This window comes from Variovorax pasteuri (assembly GCF_051216435.1).
In the GTDB taxonomy this organism is placed as follows: Bacteria; Pseudomonadota; Gammaproteobacteria; order Burkholderiales; family Burkholderiaceae_C; genus Variovorax.
In genome coordinates, this window is record NZ_JBPJZS010000001.1 from 1,066,439 (window position 1) to 1,085,014 (window position 18,576).

Here is an 18,576-nt window from a genome sequence, read left to right on the forward strand (position 1 = left end):
GGGAATCCGCTTTCCCAACCCCCCATTTTTTCCATGCACGCCGCGCCCGCACCCAAAGCAACGACAACGATCGTGCCGCGCCGTCTGCATGCGGCACCGGTTTCAACTTCTGGAGCTTCCCCATGTCTGCACTTTTCGACGCGACCGCCCTGGTCGTACCGTTTGAAAACCTGAGAATGACCGACGTCGAGGCGGTTGGCGGCAAGAACGCCAGCCTCGGCGAAATGATCTCGCAGCTGCCGCAGGGCGTGCGTGTGCCCACCGGTTTCGCGACCACGGCGCACGCATTCCGCCAGTTCCTGGCCCACGACGGCCTGGCCGACAAGATCAGCAAGCGCCTGGCCGCACTCGACACCGAGGACGTGCGCGCGCTGGCCACCGCGGGCGCGGAGATCCGCGCCATGGTCGAAAACCAGCCTTTCCCGGCCGACCTGCAGAAAGCCATCGGCGAAGCCTTTGCCACGCTGAGTGCCGGCAACCCCGAGGCTTCGTTTGCCGTGCGTTCTTCGGCCACGGCCGAAGATTTGCCCGACGCGTCGTTCGCCGGACAGCAGGAAACCTTCCTGAACGTGGTCGGCATCGAGGACGTGCTGCACAAGATGAAGGAGGTATTCGCCTCCCTCTACAACGACCGCGCCATCAGCTACCGCGTGCACAAGGGCTTCGAGCACGACGTGGTCGCGCTGTCGGCCGGCGTGCAGCGCATGGTGCGCTCCGACCTCGGCGCCGCCGGCGTCATGTTCACCATCGACACCGAGTCGGGCTTCGACCAGGTGGTGTTCATCACCTCGAGCTACGGCCTGGGCGAGACGGTGGTGCAGGGCGCCGTGAACCCCGACGAGTTCTACGTGCACAAGCCGACGCTGCGCGCCGGCAAGAAGGCTGTCATCCGCCGCAACCTCGGCTCCAAGCTCATCCAGATGGAGTTCGCCACGCCTGAAGAGAAAAAGGCGAGCGGCAAGCTTGTGAAGACCACCGACGTCAAGGCCGAGCAGCGCAACCGCTACTCGCTGAGCGACGCCGACGTGGAGCAACTGGCCAGGTACGCGCTGGTGATCGAAGAGCACTACGGCCGCCCGATGGACATCGAGTGGGGCAAGGACGGCACCGACGGCCACCTCTACATCCTGCAGGCGCGTCCCGAAACGGTGAAGAGCCAGCAGCAGGGCAAGGCCGAGCAGCGCTACAAGCTGTTGGGCAAGGGCGCCGTGCTGGCCGAAGGCCGTGCCATCGGCCAGAAGATCGGCACCGGCCCGGTGCGCCTGGTGCACAGCATCAGCGAAATGGACAAGGTGCAGGCCGGTGACGTGCTCGTCACCGACATGACCGACCCCAACTGGGAACCGGTGATGAAGCGCGCCGCCGCCATCGTCACCAACCGCGGCGGGCGCACCTGCCACGCGGCCATCATTGCGCGCGAGCTCGGCATTCCGGCCGTGGTCGGCTGCGGCGACGCGACCGACCTGCTGAAGGACGGCACGCTGGTCACCGTGAGCTGCGCCGAAGGCGACACCGGCTTCATCTACGACGGCCTCCTCGAGACCGAGGTGACCGAAGTGCAGCGCGGTGTGATGCCCGAGATCGACCTGAAGATCATGATGAACGTGGGCAACCCGCAGCTCGCCTTCGACTTCGCGCAGTTGCCGAACCACGGCGTGGGCCTGGCCCGCCTGGAGTTCATCATCAACAACAACATCGGCGTGCACCCGAAGGCCATCCTGGACTATCCGAACGTCGACAACGACCTGAAGAAGGCCGTGGAGTCGGTGGCCCGCGGCCATGCCTCGCCGCGTGCGTTCTATGTCGACAAGGTGGCCGAGGGCATTGCGACCATTGCCGCCGCGTTCTGGCCCAAGCCGGTCATCGTGCGTCTGTCGGACTTCAAGTCGAACGAGTACCGCAAGCTCATCGGCGGCAGCCGCTACGAACCGGAAGAAGAAAACCCGATGCTGGGCTTCCGCGGTGCCGCGCGCTACCTGAGCGCCGACTTCGGCGAGGCCTTCGCCATGGAGTGCGAAGCCCTGAAGCGCGTGCGCAACGACATGGGCCTGGTCAACGTGCAGATCATGGTGCCCTTCGTGCGCACCCTGGGCCAGGCAGAGCGCGTGACCGGCCTGCTCGGCGAGCACGGCCTGAAGCGCGGCGAGAACGAACTCAAGCTGATCATGATGTGCGAGGTGCCGAGCAACGCCATCCTGGCCGACGAGTTCCTGCAGTTCTTCGACGGCTTCTCGATCGGTTCGAACGACCTGACCCAGCTCACGCTGGGCCTGGACCGCGACTCCGGCCTGGAACTGCTGGCGGCCGACTTCGATGAGCGCGACCCGGCGGTGAAAGCCCTGCTGAGCCGTGCCATAAAGTCCTGCAAGGCGCAAGGCAAGTACGTCGGCATCTGCGGCCAGGGCCCTAGCGACCACCCGGACTTCGCGCTGTGGCTGGCCGATGAAGGCATCGAGTCGATCTCGCTGAACCCCGACAGCGTGATCGACACCTGGCAACAGCTCGCCAAGCGCTGAATCCACGAATGGCGGAAATCCCCATCGGGGGATTCCCGCTGTCGGCGGGTGTTTTTGAAACAAATTGCGTAATTGATGCCAGACTTGTGAGATTCACGGGCGCATCCCGGAAGGGAAGACCACCATGATTCTTGTCAAGACGCAAACTGGCCATCAGGCCTTGAAAGACCGCTCGGTCACGCTGTCGCCGCGGCAGCGTTCGGCTTTCATTCTTTTCGACGGCAAGCGCTCTCTCGACGACGTGCTGGCCGCCGGCATGGGCATCGCGCGCGAGGACATCGACCACCTGGTCGAACTCGGCATGTTGGCGCCTGTGGGAGGAGCCTCCGCGGTGCCCGATGGCGCGGTTTCCCAGGCGAGTCCCGTGGCGGCGCCGGCCACCTCCGGGCGCAGCAAGCAGCAGCGCTACAAGGACGCCTATCCCATCGCCACGCAACTCACCGGCAGCCTGGGCCTGATGGGGTTCCGGCTGAACCTGCAGGTCGAGGGCACCGCGAGCTACGAGGACCTGGTCGCGCTGGCACCGAAGATCCGCGCGGCGGTCGGCGCCGAGAAGGCTGCGCCGCTGGACAAGGCGCTCAACGACTGAACGCCTTGCCGGCCCGCGCAATACAGGGCTATAATCGTGGGCTTTCCCTTGCCACACTGCGCCAGACGCTGCAGGTGGCTTTTTTCTCTTCTTCGGAAGAATCCACAAGGAGTGCCATGCGTCACTACGAAATCATTTTGCTGATCCACCCGGATCAGAGCGAACAAGTTCCGGCCATGCTGGAGCGCTACAAGGGCCTGATCACGGCCGGCGGCGGCAAGATCCACCGCGTCGAAGACTGGGGCCGCCGTCAGCTGGCTTACCAGATCAACAAGCTCAACAAGGCGCACTACCTGTGCGTCAACATTGAAGCTGAGCAAACCGTGATGGGTGAACTCGAGCACGCGTTCAAGTTCAACGACGCCGTGCTGCGCCACCTGACCGTTCAGAAGAAGAAGGCCGACACCGGTCCTTCGTCGATGATGAAGACGGTCGAGCGCGAAGAAGCCCGCAAGGCTCAGCAGGCCGAATACGCCGCCAACAACAACTGATGGTGTGAGTGCCGCCGCTGCGGCAACAGGGGTCAATCAGCTGTTGCTGACCGCCTCGGTTGCCGAACTCGGAGCTCTGCGATACACCCCAGCCGGCTTGCCCGCCATCGACCTGAAGCTCGAACACGAGTCGACGCTCCAGGAGGCGGGAAAGCCCAGGCAGGTGAAGGCGGCCCTCAAGGCCGTTGCCTTCGGCGCCATCGCCGAACGGCTCGCAAGGCAGTCCATGGGGAGTCTCTGGCGTTTCCAGGGGTTTCTCGCGACACCGGGCAACGGCAAGCATCCGGTCCTGCATGTGCAGGACTTCCAGCAAGATTAATTTTTCGAGAGGTCCATCATGGCCACGTTCAAGAAATTCAACAAAGACAAGCGCCCCAAGCGCAACACCCAGTCGCTGCTGTTCAAGCGCAAGCGCTTCTGCCGCTTCACCGTCGCTGGCGTCGAAGAAATCGACTACAAGGACATCGACACGCTGCGTGACTTCATCAGCGAAAACGGCAAGATCATCCCCGCACGCCTGACCGGCACGCGCGCGATCTACCAACGCCAGCTGAACACCGCCATCAAGCGCGCGCGCTTCCTGGCCATGGTGCCGTACAGCGACCAGCACCGCGTCTAAGGAGCCGAGACCATGCAAATCATTCTTCTGGACAAGGTTGTCAACGTCGGTGCCCTGGGCGATATCGTCAAGGTCAAGGACGGCTACGCACGCAACTTCCTGATCCCGACGGGCCTGGCCCGCCGTGCGACCGCCTCCAACAAGGCCGAATTCGAAGCCAAGCGCGCCGAACTCGAAAAGGCTGCGGCCGCCAAGCTGGCCGAGTCGCAAGCCCAAGGCGAAAAGCTCGGTGGCACGACCGTCAAGCTGACGCAAAAGGCCGGCGTCGACGGCCGCCTGTTCGGTTCGGTCACCAACGGCGACATCGCCGAAGAGCTGAACAAGCAAGGCTACAAGGTTGTCAAGGCGCAAGTGCGCCTGCCCAACGGCCCGATCAAGGTTGTTGGCGACAGCACGGTGAGCGTTTCGCTGCACACCGACGTGGTGGTCGAAATCAACGTGACGGTCTACGGCGAAACCGCCTGATCGTTCACAGCGCGTGAGCGCTGCAGCAAAAGCCGCCTTCGGGCGGCTTTTCTTTTTGTGCGCCAGAGTTTTCCAGTTGATTGCACCGGAAGATCACCGTTTATTCACAACCTTGTCCACACACGCGGGTGCGTGCGCGGCTTAGCATGCAGGGTTGCAAGGGAAGTCCATGTCCGCCGTTTTCTCCTATGCCGACAATGACCCGTCGGCCGACCGCCAAGTTGCCAAGCTGCGCATTCCGCCTCATTCCATCGAGGCCGAATCGAGCGTGCTCGGCGGCCTGCTGCTCGACAACGGCGCCTGGGACCGCATGGGCGACCTGCTGGTCGACGGCGACTTCTACCGGCACGAGCACAAGCTGATCTACGCCGCCGTCGGCGGGTTGATCAATGCCAGCAAGCCGGCCGACGTGATCACTGTCTACGAGCAGTTGCAGAACATCGGCAAGGCCGACGAGATCGGCGGGCTGGTCTACCTGAACTCGCTCGCGCAGTACGTGCCCAGTGCGAGCAACATCCGGCGCTATGCGGAGATCGTGCGCGAGCGTTCGATCCTGCGCAAGCTGGTGTCGGCCGCCGACGAGATCGCGACCAACGCGTTCAATCCGCAGGGCAAGGCGGTCGACAAGATCCTGGACGAAGCCGAGCAGAAGATCTTCAACATCGGCGAAGAAGGCACGCGGATGAAGCAGGGCTTCCAGAGCATGGATGCCCTGGTGGTCGAACTGCTCGACCGCGTGACGGAGATGGCCGAGAACCCGAACGACGTCACCGGCGTGCGCACCGGCTTCCACGACTTCGACAAGATGACCTCGGGCCTGCAGCCGGGCGACATGATCGTCCTGGCCGCGCGTCCTTCGATGGGGAAGACCTCGCTCGCGATCAACATCGCCGAGCACGTGGCCCTCGAAGAAGGGCTGCCGGTGGCGGTGTTCTCGATGGAAATGGGCGCCTCGCAACTGGCGGTGCGTATCGTGGGCTCGATCGGCCGCATCGACCAGGGTCACCTGCGCACCGGCAAGCTCAGCGACGAAGAGTGGCCGCGCCTGACCGAAGCCATCGAGAAGCTGCGCACCGTGTCGCTGCACATCGACGAGACGCCGGGCCTGTCGACCAGCGAGTTGCGCGCCAACGCGCGCAGGCTCGCGCGCCAGTACGGGCGCCTCGGGCTGATCGTGGTCGACTACCTGCAGCTCATGTCGACCAGCAGTTCGGGCGACGAGAACCGCGCCACGGCCGTGGGCGAAATCTCGCGCGGCCTGAAGATGCTGGCCAAGGAACTGAAGTGCCCGGTGATCGCGCTGTCGCAGCTCAGCCGCGGTGTGGAAAGCCGCACTGACAAGCGCCCCATGATGAGCGACTTGCGCGAGTCCGGCGCCATCGAGCAGGACGCGGACATCATCATGTTCATCTACCGCGACGACTACTACAACAAGGAGTCGAAGGAGCCGGGCGTGGCCGAGGTGATCATCAGCAAGCACCGCAACGGCCCGACCGGCACCATCAAGCTGGCCTTCCTGAAGCCGATCACCAAGTTCGAGAACCTGGTCGGCTACAGCAACAGCGACCAGTACTGAGCGGGCTCAGCCGACGCTGCTGCCCGACCATGGCGGGGTGCTCGGCGGCTTGAGCGGCACGATCTTTCCCTGCGAGTTCTCTGCCTTCAACTGCCGCAGCATGTCGGCCAGCGTCTTGCCTGCTTCGTCGCGAAAGCGTTCTGGCAGCACGTCGATCGCATCCATGCGGTCCACGCGAAAGCCGCGAAAGTCGTTGCGCAGCTCGCACCAGGTCGACAGCGTCCACACCTTGCCCCAGTAGAAGCAGCCGAGCGGGCGCACGGTGCGCTCGCTGGCATCGCCCGACACATCGCGGTAGTGCAGCCTCAGCTTGTTGTGCGACTGCACGGCCTCGCGCAGCGACTGCAGCCGCGCACGCAGGGCGTCGTCCAGGCCCATGGCCGGCGCGTAGAGCGCCAGCGCCTCCGCGGAGACGCGCGCGGCCGGCGGCAGCACCGAGAGGATCTTTCCCAGCCCGCTCTCGATGTCGCGCGCCAGCGCCGGATCGACCCAGCTTTGCGCAAGCCGCGCCGCGGCCACGAGCGCAGACGCTTCGTCCTGCGTGAACATCAGCGGCGGCAGCTCGAAGCCCGCGCCGAGCCGGTAACCCACGCCGGCTTCGCCCTCGATGGGCACGCCCTGGTGCTGCAGGTCGGCCACGTCGCGGTACACCGTGCGCTCGGACACCTCCAGGCGCTGCGCCAGGAAGGCGGCCGTGGTGAGCCGGCGCCCTCGGATGAGCTGCACGAGCTGGAAGAGGCGGTCGGCACGGCGCATCAGCGTGTGCCTGTGAATTCGAATTCGCCGCCAGTCTTCGTGGTGCTCATGAAACTCCGATATGGATCGCGACCTTGTCCGGTCCTTCGTAGGCTTCGAAATCGCTGCGGTAGCTGCGCGCGACCTCCGGGTGCATCTCGAAATAGTGCCAGATGCGCTGCCAGGTGGCGATCACCATGTGCGGCATTTCGCCCTGGCCGGTGAACACGAGGTAGTCGCCGGCCTCGACGGCCACGCTGTCCGCACCGTCGGAAACGGCCACGCCCGCCGTCACGTCGAACGCGCCATGGGCGTCCGATTCGTAGGCCGAGTAGACGCTGAAGATCCGGGTGTCACTGGTGCGGTGCGGTGTGGATGCATACGTCTGCTCGCCGAAGAAGCGCCGCCACAGCGCCCCTATGCGGGCCGTGTCCGGGGCATTCTCCTCGCGGTTGGTGGTGCGGACCGTGAGGCCTGCAACCTGGAAGGCGTCTTGGTGGTGGCGGGTCGATTCCATCTTTTCTTTTGTCTTTCTCACAGTGCGAGCATCTTCAGGTCGGCTTTCATGGCCAGGGCGATCAGTTGCATGTCGTCATCCGTGATGTCGAACATGCCGAAGCGAAACTTGTAGCCCCATTGCTTCGGGCTCTCAATGAACGCGAGGCGCTCGATCAGCGGCGCGATGGGCGCCTCGTGCGACGCCGCATAGGCCACGTCGCGGCGCCACGGCACGAAGCCGTTGCCCATGTCGAATTCGTACGGCATGCCGGGCTGCACGATGCCGATCGACACGAAGCTCTGCAGCTTGTCCGTGCCGCTGAACACCGTGGCCGGCGAATAGTAGGCCACGCGGTCGCCCGCTGAAAGTCGCTTGAGCGGTGCCTGCTTGCCGTGCCCGACCTGCATGAAGCCCAGCGGGCGGTGGTCGCGGCCGCGCCGCGCATGCTCGGCGCTGGCCACGGCGATCCAGTTGCGTTGCGCCATGGCCGTTCAGTCCAGCGCGTGCAGGCCGACTTCGTTGCCTTCGGTGTCGCGCATGTGGGCGATGAAGCCCATGCCCGGCGGCAACGCGGACTTCGGTGCCACGATGTGCCCACCGGCCGCCTCGACGCGCGCGAGCACGGCGTCGAGGCTGGGCATGCAGTCGAGGTAGATGCGGATGCTGCTGCCGGCGCGCGCGGTGGCACTGGCACCGGCCTGCAGGGCGCCACCGGTGGCGGGTGCTTCGTAGGGAAACACGGCCAGCGCGTCGCCGCCGAAGTCTTCGCGGCGCAGCTTGCGGGCGAGCACGGTTTCGTAGAAGGCCTGTGCGCGGTCCAGGTCGGCGACCGGAATCTCGAACCAGCTGATGGCGTTGTGCTTGTGCATGGAGGGCTCTCTTTCGTTGCTGTTGAAGGAGCCCCTATGGTGCGATCCGCCTCCTGACAGCGTCTTGTCAGTAGCCTGTCGCCGCAGGCGAAAAAAAGCCCGCGGCGCTCCGGGGAGCGTGCGCGGGCTTTGTCGGCGTCGAGGCCGGCGGCTTACAGCACGTCGCTCGCGAAGTCAGCCAGGCGAGAGCGTTCGCCGCGCGCCAGCGTGATGTGCCCGCCGTGCGGCCAGCCCTTGAACTTGTCGACCGCGAAGGTTAGGCCCGAGGAGCCTTCCGTCAGGTAGGGCGTGTCGATCTGTGCCAGGTTGCCCATGCAGATGATCTTGGTGCCCGGGCCTGCGCGCGTGATCAGCGTCTTCATCTGCTTGGGCGTCAGGTTCTGCGCCTCGTCGATGATCACGTACTTGTTTAGGAAGGTGCGCCCGCGCATGAAGTTCATGCTCTTGACCTTGATGCGGCTGCGGATCAGCTCGTTGGTGGCCGCGCGGCCCCATTCGCCGGCACCGCCGCCGTCGCCCTTGGCCAGGAACTCGAGGTTGTCGTCGAGCGCGCCCATCCAGGGACCCATCTTTTCTTCTTCGGTGCCGGGCAGGAAGCCGATGTCCTCGCCCACGCTCACGGTCGCGCGGGTCATGATGATCTCGGTGTAGCGGCGGTCGTCCAGCACCTGCGTGAGCCCTGAAGCCAGCGCCATCAGGGTCTTGCCGGTGCCGGCCGTGCCGGTGAGCGTGACGAAGTCGATCTCCGGGTCCATCAGCAGGTTCATCGCGAAGTTCTGCTCGCGGTTGCGCGTGTTCACGCCCCACACCGCATTCTTGGCCGAGCTGTAGTCCTTGAGCGTCTTGAGCACCGCGGTCTTGTCGCGGATCTCGGTGACGCGCGCGTACATGCTTGGTTCACCCGGCGCCTCGAAGAAGACGAACTGGTTGATGTACAGGTTGGGCACGATCGGACCGCTGATCCGGTAGAACGTGTTGCTGCCGCTCTGCCAGCTTTCGACCGTCTTGCTCTGGCGCGTCCAGAAGTCGGGCGGCAGGGCGAGCGAACCGGCATAGAGCAGGTCGCCGTCTTCCAGCGTCTTGTCGTTCTGGTAGTCGTCGGCGGCCAGGCCCAGCGCGCGGGCCTTGACGCGCATGTTGATGTCCTTCGACACCAGCACCACTTCCTGCTTCGGCCTGCCCGGGCGGTCCTTGGCGTACTCGTCGCGCAGCGCGTGCACCACGCCGAGGATCTGGTTGTCGGCCTTGCCCTGGGGCAGGCTGATCGGCAGCGAGTAGTCGAGCGGGGCGGTCTGGAAGAACAGCCGTCCGCCCGCTTCGCGGTGGCCGGTGGTGTCGAGCTTCAGGCCCTTGTCGATGTCTGCATCTTGTGCACCGGCCAGCGCGTCGAGCGTGCGGCTGGTCTGGCGGCCGTTGCGCGCGACCTCAGTGGTGCCTTTCTTGTGGCCGTCGAGCTCTTCCAGCACGATCATCGGCAGGAAGATGTCGTGCTCCTCGAAGCGGAACAGGCACATCGGGTCGTGCAGCAGCACGTTGGTGTCGAGCACGAACAGCTTGGCAGGGCCGGTGGATTTGCTTCGCTTGGGGCGTGCCGGTGCTTGCGGTGCCGCAGCGGGTGCCTGAATCACGGGAGCCGCCGTGGGGACTCTGGTCTCGACCTGGATGGCGGCGGGCGGCTGCTGCGGCGCGGTGACGGGGACAGGCGCGGAGACCGGTTTCGATTTGGCGCGGCGGGGAGGGTGTGCGGTTTCGCTGCCGCCGCCGCCTTCCGTGCCGAGGTTATCGAACAGTTCCAGCGGCTGCGGTCCGCTCTGCGCGGAGGCTTCGGCGCGCGAATCGCCAGCGCGGCGCGAGCCCCTGTGCGAGGGCCGTGCGGGCGCATCGATCGCGTCCGGCGAGAGCAATGCAGCGCGTTTCGTGGGGGCGGGAGGCAATGGCATGTGTCAGGTCGCTCGCAGAAAGTGGGAACCAGAAAACGAAAAAGCCGCCTGTAGACCAAGGCGGCTTTGTTCGGGGGATGCGGTCGTGGAGCTCAACGGCATGAACCCATTATGCACACCCTGGATGACGCGTCGAAGGCTCTTTACGCGCTGCGTGGGGCATTCCCCACGTCGCGACGCAAAAGGGCTGCCAGCGCTTTGTGCAATGCTCAGGCGGCCTTCTTGAGGGCCTTGACAGCCTTGAGCACGTCGTCGACATGGCCAGGGACCTTGAGTCCGCGCCATTCGGCCTTCAGGATGCCGTCAGCGCCGATCAGGAAGGTGCTGCGCTCGATACCCTTGACCTTCTTGCCGTACATGATCTTGTTCTTGACCACGCCGAACATGTGGCACATTTTTTCTTCGGTGTCGGCAATGAGTTCGAACGGGAGTTCGAGCTTTGCCTTGAACTCGTCATGCGACTTCATGTTGTCGCGCGACACGCCGAAGACCGTGGCGCCTGCCTTTTCGAAGTCCTTGTAGCGGTCGCGGAATTGCATCGCTTCGGTTGTGCAGCCCGGAGTGTTATCTTTCGGGTAAAAGTACATGACCAGCACGTGGCCGAGATGCGAAGTATTCGAGACCTTCAGGCCGCCCGTGGCGTTGGCGTCGAATTCAGGAATGGGTTTGTTGACAACGATCGCCATGAAACTTGTTTTCTCCGTTAGATTCAGTCCTTCGAGCCCTCTCGAACCGTTTTCAGACGGTGCTTGCTCGAAGAATGAAGGATTGGTCGTTGCTAACTTTGGGGTAGCGGGCCGGTTCGCAACCTAGTATTTTACCCCGAAAACGCCTGCCTCAGCCGCCTGCTGGACTCTCGACGAGCAGAGCGGCGATCACGTGCCTGCCTTCGCCGGCCAGGATGTTGTAGGTTCGGCAGGCTGCCGCGGTGTCCATGGTCTCCACGCCGGTGCGTTGCGCCATCAGGGGCTGCAGCCAGGCGGGTTGGGGAAAGCGGATGCGGTTTCCGCTGCCGAAGATGATCAATTCGGCACCCAGCGACGCCAGCTGCGCGAAATGTTCGGCGCCGATCTGGTCGAAGCTCGAACAATTCCATTCGAACCGCTCGCCGTGCGAGCCGACCACGACGCTGCCCTCGACCTTTTCATTGTTGATGGCGACCCAGCCGGGGCCGTGTGCGGTGAGGGATTGGGCGTCGGATTTGTCGGGCTGGAGCTTCATCGGTGCACTGGGAACTGTGGTCAAATTATAGGTTTTCCCCAGCGTCACGAGGCCCGCAAGGGCTTTTTTCGGAGCCAGCCCGCCGGGACGGCAACTCCGAGCAAGCAACCCGTTAACCCGCGCCCGGGAGGGCCCTTTGAAGCAGCTCAAGAAATCGGCCAAGCTGGCCAACGTTCTCTACGACATCCGCGGGCCCATCATGGACGCCGCCAAGCAGATGGAAGAGGACGGCCAGAAGATCATCAGGCTCAACATCGGCAACCTCGCCGTGTTCGGCTTCGATGCACCCGAGGAAATCCAGCAGGACATGATCCGCAACCTGCCGAACTCGGCCGGTTACTCCGACAGCAAGGGTGTTTTCGCCGCGCGCAAGGCGGTGATGCACGAGACGCAGAAGCAGGGCATCGCGGGCGTCACCCTCGACGACATCTACCTGGGCAACGGCGCCAGCGAGCTGATCGCCATGTCCACCAACGCGCTGCTCGACGACGGCGACGAGCTGCTGCTGCCGGCGCCCGACTACCCGCTGTGGACCGCCTCCACGAGCCTGTCGGGCGGCACCCCGGTGCACTACCTCTGCGACGAGGCCAACGGCTGGATGCCCGACCTCGACGACATCCGCGCCAAGATCACGCCGCGCACCAAGGGCATCGTGGTCATCAACCCGAACAACCCGACCGGTGCGCTGTATTCCGACGCGCTGCTCAAGAGCATCGTGGCCATCGCGCGCGAGCACGGCCTGGTGATCTTCGCCGACGAGGTCTACGACAAGGTGCTGTACGACGGCGTCAAGCACACCGCCATCGCCAGCCTGTCGAGCGATGTGCTCACGCTGACCTTCAATTCGCTTTCCAAGAGCTACCGTTCCTGCGGCTACCGCGCCGGCTGGCTCGTGGTGTCGGGCGACAAGCGCAGCGCGCAGGACTACATCGAGGGCCTGAACATGCTCTCGAACATGCGCCTGTGCGCCAACGTGCCGGGCCAGTGGGCCATCCAGACGGCGCTGGGCGGCTACCAGAGCATCAACGACCTGGTGTGCGACGGCGGGCGCCTGCGCCGCCAGCGCGACCTGGCCTACGAGCTGATCACCGCCATTCCAGGCGTGAGCTGCGTCAAGCCCAGCGCCGCGCTCTACATGTTTCCCAAGCTCGACCCCGAGGTCTACCCGATCGAGGACGACCGCCAGTTCTTCCTCGAGCTGCTGAAGGAAACCCGCGTGATGCTGGTGCAGGGCACCGGCTTCAACTGGGCCACCCCGGACCACTTCCGCATCGTGTTCCTGCCTCACGAGGATGACCTGCGCGAGGCCATCAACCGCATCGCGAAGTTCCTGGAGCAGTACCGCTTGCGCCGCAAGACGGGCTCATGAGATCCGCCTGCATCGCCGCCGCCTTGTCGCTTGCAGCCTTGTCTGCAGCCGCCGCCGACAAGGCGCCCGTTTCCTTCTCGCACAACGACTGGGAACTTGCCTGCGACAACACGCGCACCTGCCGCGCCGCGGGCTACCAGCAGGACGGCGAGCCGGTGTCGATGCGCATCACCCGCAAGGCCGGCCCCGGCACCACGGTCGACATCGCACTGCAGACCGGCGGTGAGGAAGAGGTCAAGGGCCCGTTGCGCCTGAAGGTCGGCAAGGCCACCGTGTCCGGCCTCGAAGGCGGCGCCCCCAGCCTCGACGCCAGCCAGGTTCGCACCGTGCTGCCCGAACTCCTCAAGAGCGACGACGCCACGCTCACGGCCAACGGCGGCAAGAAATGGGTGCTCTCGCTCTCCGGCCTCAACGCCGTGCTGCTGAAGATGGACGAAGCCCAGGGTCGCGTCGACACGCCGGGCGCGCTGGTGCGCCGCGGCGGCAAGCCCGAAACCTCCGTGCTGGCGGCGTTGCCGATGCCCGTCGTCAATGCGCTCGAGCCCGTCAAGGCGCGCCCTGGCGACGACGCCCTGGCGGCGCGCATCTTCCCTTCTCTCAAGTTGAGCGAAGCCGATGGCCCGTGCAACAGCATGGACGGGGTGCAGGCCAAATCGTTTCAGATCCATCGCCTGACCGACAGCAAGATCCTGCTGTCGCTGGAGTGCAGCGTGGGTGCCTACAACTCCACCAGCCAGCTCTGGATCGCTAACGACAAGCCGCCCTATGCGCCATCGGCCCTCGAGGCCAACGGTGATTTCGACGACAAGGACGCCAGCATTTCCTCGGTCATGAAGGTCCGCGGCATCGGCGACTGCGTGTCGACCGAAACCTGGCACTTCGACGGCAAGGGCTTCGTGCGAACCGACGCCACCGTCGACAGCCTGTGCCGCGATTTCCCGGGCGGCGCATGGAACCTGCCGCGCTACGTCAGCCGCGTCGTGACCGCGCCCGCCGCCACCCCATCCAAACCATGAACGCCCTGAACGCGACTTTCCCAATGAAACCCATCCAAGTAGGCCTGCTCGGCGCAGGCACGGTCGGCAGCGGCACCTTCAAGGTGCTCCAGCGCAACCAGGAAGAAATCAAGCGCCGCGCCGGCCGCGGCATCGAGATCACCATGGTGGCCGACCTCGACACCGCCCGCGCCCGCGAAGTGGCCGGCGAAGGCGTCAAGGTGGTGGCCGATGCGCGCGAAGTCATCGCCAACCCCGACATCGACATCGTCATCGAGCTGATCGGCGGCTACGGCATTGCGAAGCAACTCGTGCTCGAAGCCATTGCGGCCGGCAAGCACGTGGTCACCGCCAACAAGGCGCTGCTCGCGGTACACGGCACCGAGATCTTCGCGGCCGCGCAGGCCAAGGGCGTGATGGTGGCCTTCGAGGCCGCGGTGGCCGGCGGCATCCCGATCATCAAGGCGCTGCGCGAAGGCCTCACGGCCAACAGCATCCAGTGGCTGGCCGGCATCATCAACGGCACCACCAACTTCATCCTGTCCGAGATGCGCGACAAGGGCCTGGACTTCGCGACCGTGCTGAAGGAAGCCCAGCGCCTGGGCTACGCCGAAGCCGATCCGACCTTCGACATCGAAGGCGTGGACGCCGGCCACAAGGTCACGCTGATGAGCGCCATCGCCTTCGGCATTCCGGTGCAGTTCGACAAGGCCCACATCGAGGGCATCACCAAGCTCGCCGCGCAGGACATCAAGTACGCCGAACAGCTCGGCTACCGCATCAAGCTCTTGGGCATCACCAAGCGCACCGCCCAGGGCATCGAGCTGCGCGTGCATCCGTCGCTGGTGCCGTCCAAGCGGCTGCTGGCCAACGTCGAAGGCGCGATGAACGCGGTGGTGGTGCACGGCGACGCAGTGGGCACCACGCTGTACTACGGCAAGGGCGCCGGCAGCGAGCCGACCGCCAGCGCCGTGATTGCCGACCTGGTCGACATCACCCGCCTGCACACAGCCGACACCGCACACCGTGTGCCGCACCTGGCCTTCCATCCCGACGCCATGAGCGACCTGAAGGTGCTGCCGATGACCGAGGTGGTCACCAGCTACTACCTGCGCCTGCGCGTGGCCGACCAGGCCGGCGTGCTCGCCAAGGTGACGGGCCTGCTGGCCACCGCCGGCATCAGCATCGACGCGGTGCTGCAGCGCGAAGCCGACGAAGTGGGCGGCGAAGGCTCCACGCAGACCGACCTCATCATCCTCACGCACGATGCGCGCGAAGGCACTGTCAACGACGTGCTGGCCGAGCTGCAGGCACTGCCCACGGTGCTGGAGCCCATTGTTCGCATCCGCAAGGAAGAGCTGTCCTGAGGGGCAGCCTGCGAACTTCATCCATCGAACATTGAACCGGTACAACAGGACCATCGCGTGAACTACCTGAGCACCCGCGGCCACCCCGACCGCAAGCGCTTTTGCGAAATCCTTCTCGAAGGCCTCGCGCCTGACGGCGGCCTCTACCTGCCGGCGCACTATCCGCAGGTCGACACCGCCACGCTCGCCAGGTGGCGCGCGCTGCCTTACGCCGAGCTGGCCTTCGAGATCCTCTCGCTCTACATCGACGACATTCCGCCGGCCGACCTGAAGGCGATCTGCGCGAAGACCTACACCGCCGAGGTGTTCGGCTCCGACGAGATCGTGCCGCTGCGCGAGCTCGAGGACGGCGTGTACCTCGAAGCCCTGTCCAACGGCCCCACGCTGGCCTTCAAGGACATGGCGATGCAGCTGCTGGGCAACCTGTTCGAGTACGAACTGGCGCGCCGCGGCGCGGAGCTCAACATCCTGGGCGCGACCAGCGGCGACACCGGCAGCGCGGCCGAGTACGCGATGCGCGGCAAGAAGGGCGTGCGCGTCTTCATGACCTCGCCCGACGGCCGCATGAGCCCGTTCCAGCAGGCGCAGATGTTCAGCTTGCAGGACGAGAACATCCACAACATCGCCATCACCGGCGTGTTCGACGACTGCCAGGACATCGTGAAGGCGGTGTCCAACGACCTGGGCTTCAAGCGCAAGTACCGCATCGGCACCGTCAATTCGATCAACTGGGCGCGGCTGCTGGCGCAGGTCGTCTACTACTTCGCGGGCTATTTCCAGGCCACGGCGAGCAACGACAAGCCGGTGAGCTTCACCGTGCCCTCGGGCAACTTCGGCAACGTGTGCGCGGGTCACGTGGCGCGCATGATGGGCCTGCCGATCCAGACGCTGGTGGTCGCCACCAACGAGAACGACGTGCTCGACGAGTTCTTCCGCACCGGCATCTACCGCGTGCGCGGCGCGGTCGACACGCACGAAACATCCAGTCCGTCGATGGACATCAGCAAGGCCAGCAACTTCGAGCGCTTCGTGTTCGACCTGGTGGGCCGCGACGCCGCCCGGCTGCGCCAGCTGTTCGTGGAAGACCTGGGCCTGCAAGGCAGCTTCGACCTGAGCGCCGACCCGGCGTTCAAGCAGGCTGCCGAACGCTTCGGCTTCAAGAGCGGCCGCAGCACGCACGCCGACCGCCTGGCGACCATCCGCGACACCGAGAAGCGCTTTGCCACGCTGGTCGATCCGCACACCGCCGACGGCCTGAAGGCCGCGCGCGAGCAGCTCGCACCCGGCGTGCCGATGGTGGTGCTCGAAACCGCGTTGCCGATCAAGTTCGCCGCCACGCTGGTCGAGGCGCTGGGCGAGGAGCCCGAGCGGCCGAAGCGGTTCGAGGGCATCGAGGCGCTGCCCAAGCGCGTCGTCAAGCTGCCGGCCGACGCCGAGGCCGTGAAGGCCTACATCGCACAGAACTGTGATTGATCTCGTCCGGGCCCTCGCATGAAGGTCGTCGGCTTCGCCGGCTATTCGGGCGCGGGCAAGACCACGCTGCTGGAGCGCCTGATCCCCGCGCTCAAGCGACTCGGACAGCGCGTGTCGGTGGTCAAGCATGCGCACCACAAGTTCGACATCGACCATCCGGGCAAGGACACGTACCGCCACCGCGAGGCGGGTGCCTTCGAGGTCGTCGTCGCCTCCGACAAGCGGCTGGCCGTGATGCGCGAGTTCGAATTCCCCGTGGAGCTCAGCGTGCACCAGTTGCTGGCCGAGGTGCACCCGGCCGCCGACTGGGTGCTGGTCGAGGGCTTCCGGCACAGCGACGTGCTGAAGATCGAAGTCTGGCGTCAGCCCGAGGGCGACGAGCCATCGCGCCCGGTGCTCTACACCGACGATCCTTTCGTCACCGCCGTGGCCACGGACGACCCGGCCGGCCTGCCCGTGCCCACCGAGCGCCCGCTGTTCGACCTCAACGACGCCGAGGCCATTGCGAAGTGGTTGATCGACAGCGGCGACCGCTTCGAATACAACCCTGAACACCATGGCTGACACACCTGTTCCTCCCGTTCCTTTCGCTGCCTCTTCCTTGCGCCCGCCGTTGATGCCGCTCGACGAGGCCATCGCCGTCCTGCTCGCCAGGGCGCAGCCGACGCTGCCCGCCGAGAGCGTCGCCACCTTCGAGGCCGACGGCCGCGTGCTGGCGCAGGACCTCGTGTCCGGCCTGACCGTGCCGCCGCGGGACAACAGCGCGATGGACGGCTACGCCGTGCGCGTGGCCGACTGCGCCGCGCCGGGGGCCGAGCTGGCCGTGGCGCAGCGCATTCCCGCGGGCACCGTGGGCACGCCGCTCGCGGCCGGCACCGCGGCGCGCATCTTCACGGGGGCGCAGGTCCCCGAGGGCGCCGACGCCGTCGTGATGCAGGAAGACACCGCCGCCACGCCGCAGGAAGGCAGCCTGGGCTCGGTTCGCATCGCCATCGTTCCGGCGGCGGGCCAATGGGTGCGACGCGCGGGCGAAGACGTGGCGTCGGGCGACGTGGTGCTCAAGCAGGGCGAACGCCTCACGCCCGCCGCGCTCGGCCTGGCGGCCAGCGTCGGCTTTCACAAGCTGCAGGTGGCCCGCAAGCCGCGCGTGGCCATGCTCTCCACCGGCGACGAACTGGTGATGCCCGGCGAAGTGGCGCCCGACGCCATGAAGCCCGGCGCCATCTACAACTCCAACCGCTTCTTCATGCGCGCCTTGCTGCACCGCCTGGGCTGCGAGGTGAACGACCTGGGCATCGTGCCCGACGACCGCGAAGCCACCATCGCGGCGCTGCGCGAGGCGGCCGAGAGCAGCGACCTGATCATCACGACCGGCGGTGTTTCCGTCGGCGAGGAAGACCACATCCGCGCCGCGCTGCAGTCGCTCGGCGAGCTTCAGCTGTGGTCGCTGTCGATGAAACCCGGCAAGCCCTTCGCCTATGGTTCCATCGCGCGCAGCAACGGGCAGGGCGCCTGCCACGTGACCGGGCTGCCCGGCAACCCTGTGTCGAGTTTCCTGACCTTCCTGATGCTGGTACGGCCCTTCCTGCTGAGCTTGCAGGGTGCCACGCGCGTGGCGCCCGAGGCCGTGCAGATGCGCGCCGACTTCGACTGGCTGCGCGCCGACAAGCGCCGCGAGTTCCTGCGCGCGCGGCGCAACGCGGCGGGCGGGCTCGAACTGTTCGGCAACCAGAGCTCGGGGGTGCTGACCTCGATGGTCTGGGGCGACGGTGTGGTCGACAACCCGGCCGGGCAAACCATCAGGTCGGGCGACACCGTGAACTTCATTCCCTTCGCCTCGCTGCTCGGCTGA

20 protein-coding genes are annotated in these 18,576 nt (G+C 65.6%); 13 read left to right on the forward strand and 7 right to left on the reverse strand.

The features are described from left to right. Positions 1–122: 122 nt before the first annotated feature. From ppsA to dnaB, 7 genes are all read left to right on the forward strand, one after another. Positions 123–2,516 (forward strand): phosphoenolpyruvate synthase, encoded by a 2,394-nt coding sequence (ppsA, locus tag ACSFBM_RS05005; RefSeq protein WP_435435629.1) that lies wholly within the window; start codon positions 123–125, stop codon positions 2,514–2,516. 124 nt (positions 2,517–2,640) lie between these two features. Beyond that, positions 2,641–3,105, forward strand: a complete 465-nt coding sequence (locus ACSFBM_RS05010; RefSeq protein WP_435483384.1) for a hypothetical protein — start codon at positions 2,641–2,643, stop codon at positions 3,103–3,105. 116 nt (positions 3,106–3,221) lie between these two features. Beyond that, the gene (gene rpsF, locus ACSFBM_RS05015; protein ID WP_124458694.1) at positions 3,222–3,596 is read left to right on the forward strand and encodes a 30S ribosomal protein S6; all 375 of its coding nucleotides are present in this window, start codon (positions 3,222–3,224) and stop codon (positions 3,594–3,596) included. 4 nt (positions 3,597–3,600) lie between these two features. Beyond that, positions 3,601–3,915: a primosomal replication protein N gene (gene priB, locus ACSFBM_RS05020; protein ID WP_435435631.1), complete on the forward strand. Its 315-nt coding sequence runs from the start codon at positions 3,601–3,603 to the stop codon at positions 3,913–3,915. Between the two features lie 18 nt (positions 3,916–3,933). Beyond that, a complete protein-coding gene (rpsR, locus tag ACSFBM_RS05025; RefSeq protein ID WP_007830781.1) occupies positions 3,934–4,215 on the forward strand; it encodes a 30S ribosomal protein S18 in 282 nt (93 codons plus the stop codon). A 12-nt stretch (positions 4,216–4,227) separates the two neighbouring features. Continuing rightward, on the forward strand, positions 4,228–4,680 hold the full coding sequence (gene rplI, locus ACSFBM_RS05030; RefSeq protein ID WP_435435632.1) for a 50S ribosomal protein L9: 453 nt from the start codon (positions 4,228–4,230) through the stop codon (positions 4,678–4,680). A gap of 169 nt (positions 4,681–4,849) precedes the next feature. Further along, positions 4,850–6,256 (forward strand): replicative DNA helicase, encoded by a 1,407-nt coding sequence (gene dnaB / locus ACSFBM_RS05035; RefSeq protein WP_435483385.1) that lies wholly within the window; start codon positions 4,850–4,852, stop codon positions 6,254–6,256. Between the two features lie 6 nt (positions 6,257–6,262). On the opposite strand, the gene ACSFBM_RS05040 is transcribed toward dnaB, so the two are convergent. From ACSFBM_RS05040 to ACSFBM_RS05070, 7 genes are all read right to left on the reverse strand, one after another. Next, positions 6,263–7,012 (reverse strand): helix-turn-helix transcriptional regulator, encoded by a 750-nt coding sequence (locus ACSFBM_RS05040; RefSeq protein ID WP_435483386.1) that lies wholly within the window; start codon positions 7,010–7,012, stop codon positions 6,263–6,265. 46 nt (positions 7,013–7,058) lie between these two features. After that, positions 7,059–7,508: a GyrI-like domain-containing protein gene (locus ACSFBM_RS05045; protein ID WP_435483387.1), complete on the reverse strand. Its 450-nt coding sequence runs from the start codon at positions 7,506–7,508 to the stop codon at positions 7,059–7,061. A gap of 17 nt (positions 7,509–7,525) precedes the next feature. Beyond that, the gene (locus tag ACSFBM_RS05050) at positions 7,526–7,975 is read right to left on the reverse strand and encodes an EVE domain-containing protein (protein WP_435483388.1); all 450 of its coding nucleotides are present in this window, start codon (positions 7,973–7,975) and stop codon (positions 7,526–7,528) included. Positions 7,976–7,981: 6 nt separating this feature from the next. Then, on the reverse strand, positions 7,982–8,359 hold the full coding sequence (locus ACSFBM_RS05055; RefSeq protein WP_435483389.1) for a VOC family protein: 378 nt from the start codon (positions 8,357–8,359) through the stop codon (positions 7,982–7,984). 152 nt (positions 8,360–8,511) lie between these two features. Further along, positions 8,512–10,299: a PhoH family protein gene (locus ACSFBM_RS05060; protein WP_435483390.1), complete on the reverse strand. Its 1,788-nt coding sequence runs from the start codon at positions 10,297–10,299 to the stop codon at positions 8,512–8,514. A gap of 209 nt (positions 10,300–10,508) precedes the next feature. Further along, complete coding sequence (locus ACSFBM_RS05065) at positions 10,509–10,985, reverse strand: peroxiredoxin (protein WP_007830801.1); 477 nt, start codon at positions 10,983–10,985, stop codon at positions 10,509–10,511. Positions 10,986–11,136: 151 nt separating this feature from the next. After that, entirely contained in the window at positions 11,137–11,520 is a 384-nt protein-coding gene (locus ACSFBM_RS05070; RefSeq protein ID WP_435483727.1) for an Mth938-like domain-containing protein, read from the reverse strand. A gap of 136 nt (positions 11,521–11,656) precedes the next feature. Between ACSFBM_RS05070 and ACSFBM_RS05075 the strand changes: the two genes are divergently transcribed. Genes ACSFBM_RS05075 through ACSFBM_RS05100 form a run of 6 tightly spaced genes read left to right on the forward strand, consistent with a single transcriptional unit; the run spans position 11,657 to position 18,576 of the window. Next, complete coding sequence (locus ACSFBM_RS05075) at positions 11,657–12,889, forward strand: pyridoxal phosphate-dependent aminotransferase (protein ID WP_435483391.1); 1,233 nt, start codon at positions 11,657–11,659, stop codon at positions 12,887–12,889. Next, on the forward strand, positions 12,886–13,905 hold the full coding sequence (locus tag ACSFBM_RS05080) for a DUF1176 domain-containing protein (RefSeq protein ID WP_435483392.1): 1,020 nt from the start codon (positions 12,886–12,888) through the stop codon (positions 13,903–13,905). The genes ACSFBM_RS05075 and ACSFBM_RS05080 overlap by 4 nt, the downstream gene beginning before the upstream one ends. A gap of 23 nt (positions 13,906–13,928) precedes the next feature. Then, positions 13,929–15,251, forward strand: coding sequence for a homoserine dehydrogenase (locus ACSFBM_RS05085; RefSeq protein ID WP_435483393.1), 1,323 nt, complete (start codon positions 13,929–13,931; stop codon positions 15,249–15,251). Positions 15,252–15,308: 57 nt separating this feature from the next. After that, positions 15,309–16,724 (forward strand): threonine synthase, encoded by a 1,416-nt coding sequence (gene thrC, locus ACSFBM_RS05090; protein WP_435483394.1) that lies wholly within the window; start codon positions 15,309–15,311, stop codon positions 16,722–16,724. Between the two features lie 18 nt (positions 16,725–16,742). Next, positions 16,743–17,288, forward strand: coding sequence for a molybdopterin-guanine dinucleotide biosynthesis protein B (gene mobB, locus ACSFBM_RS05095; protein WP_435483395.1), 546 nt, complete (start codon positions 16,743–16,745; stop codon positions 17,286–17,288). Beyond that, positions 17,281–18,576 carry a molybdopterin molybdotransferase MoeA gene (locus ACSFBM_RS05100; RefSeq protein WP_435483396.1) on the forward strand — a complete coding sequence of 432 codons (1,296 nt, stop codon included), beginning with the start codon at positions 17,281–17,283 and terminating at the stop codon, positions 18,574–18,576. The genes mobB and ACSFBM_RS05100 overlap by 8 nt, the downstream gene beginning before the upstream one ends.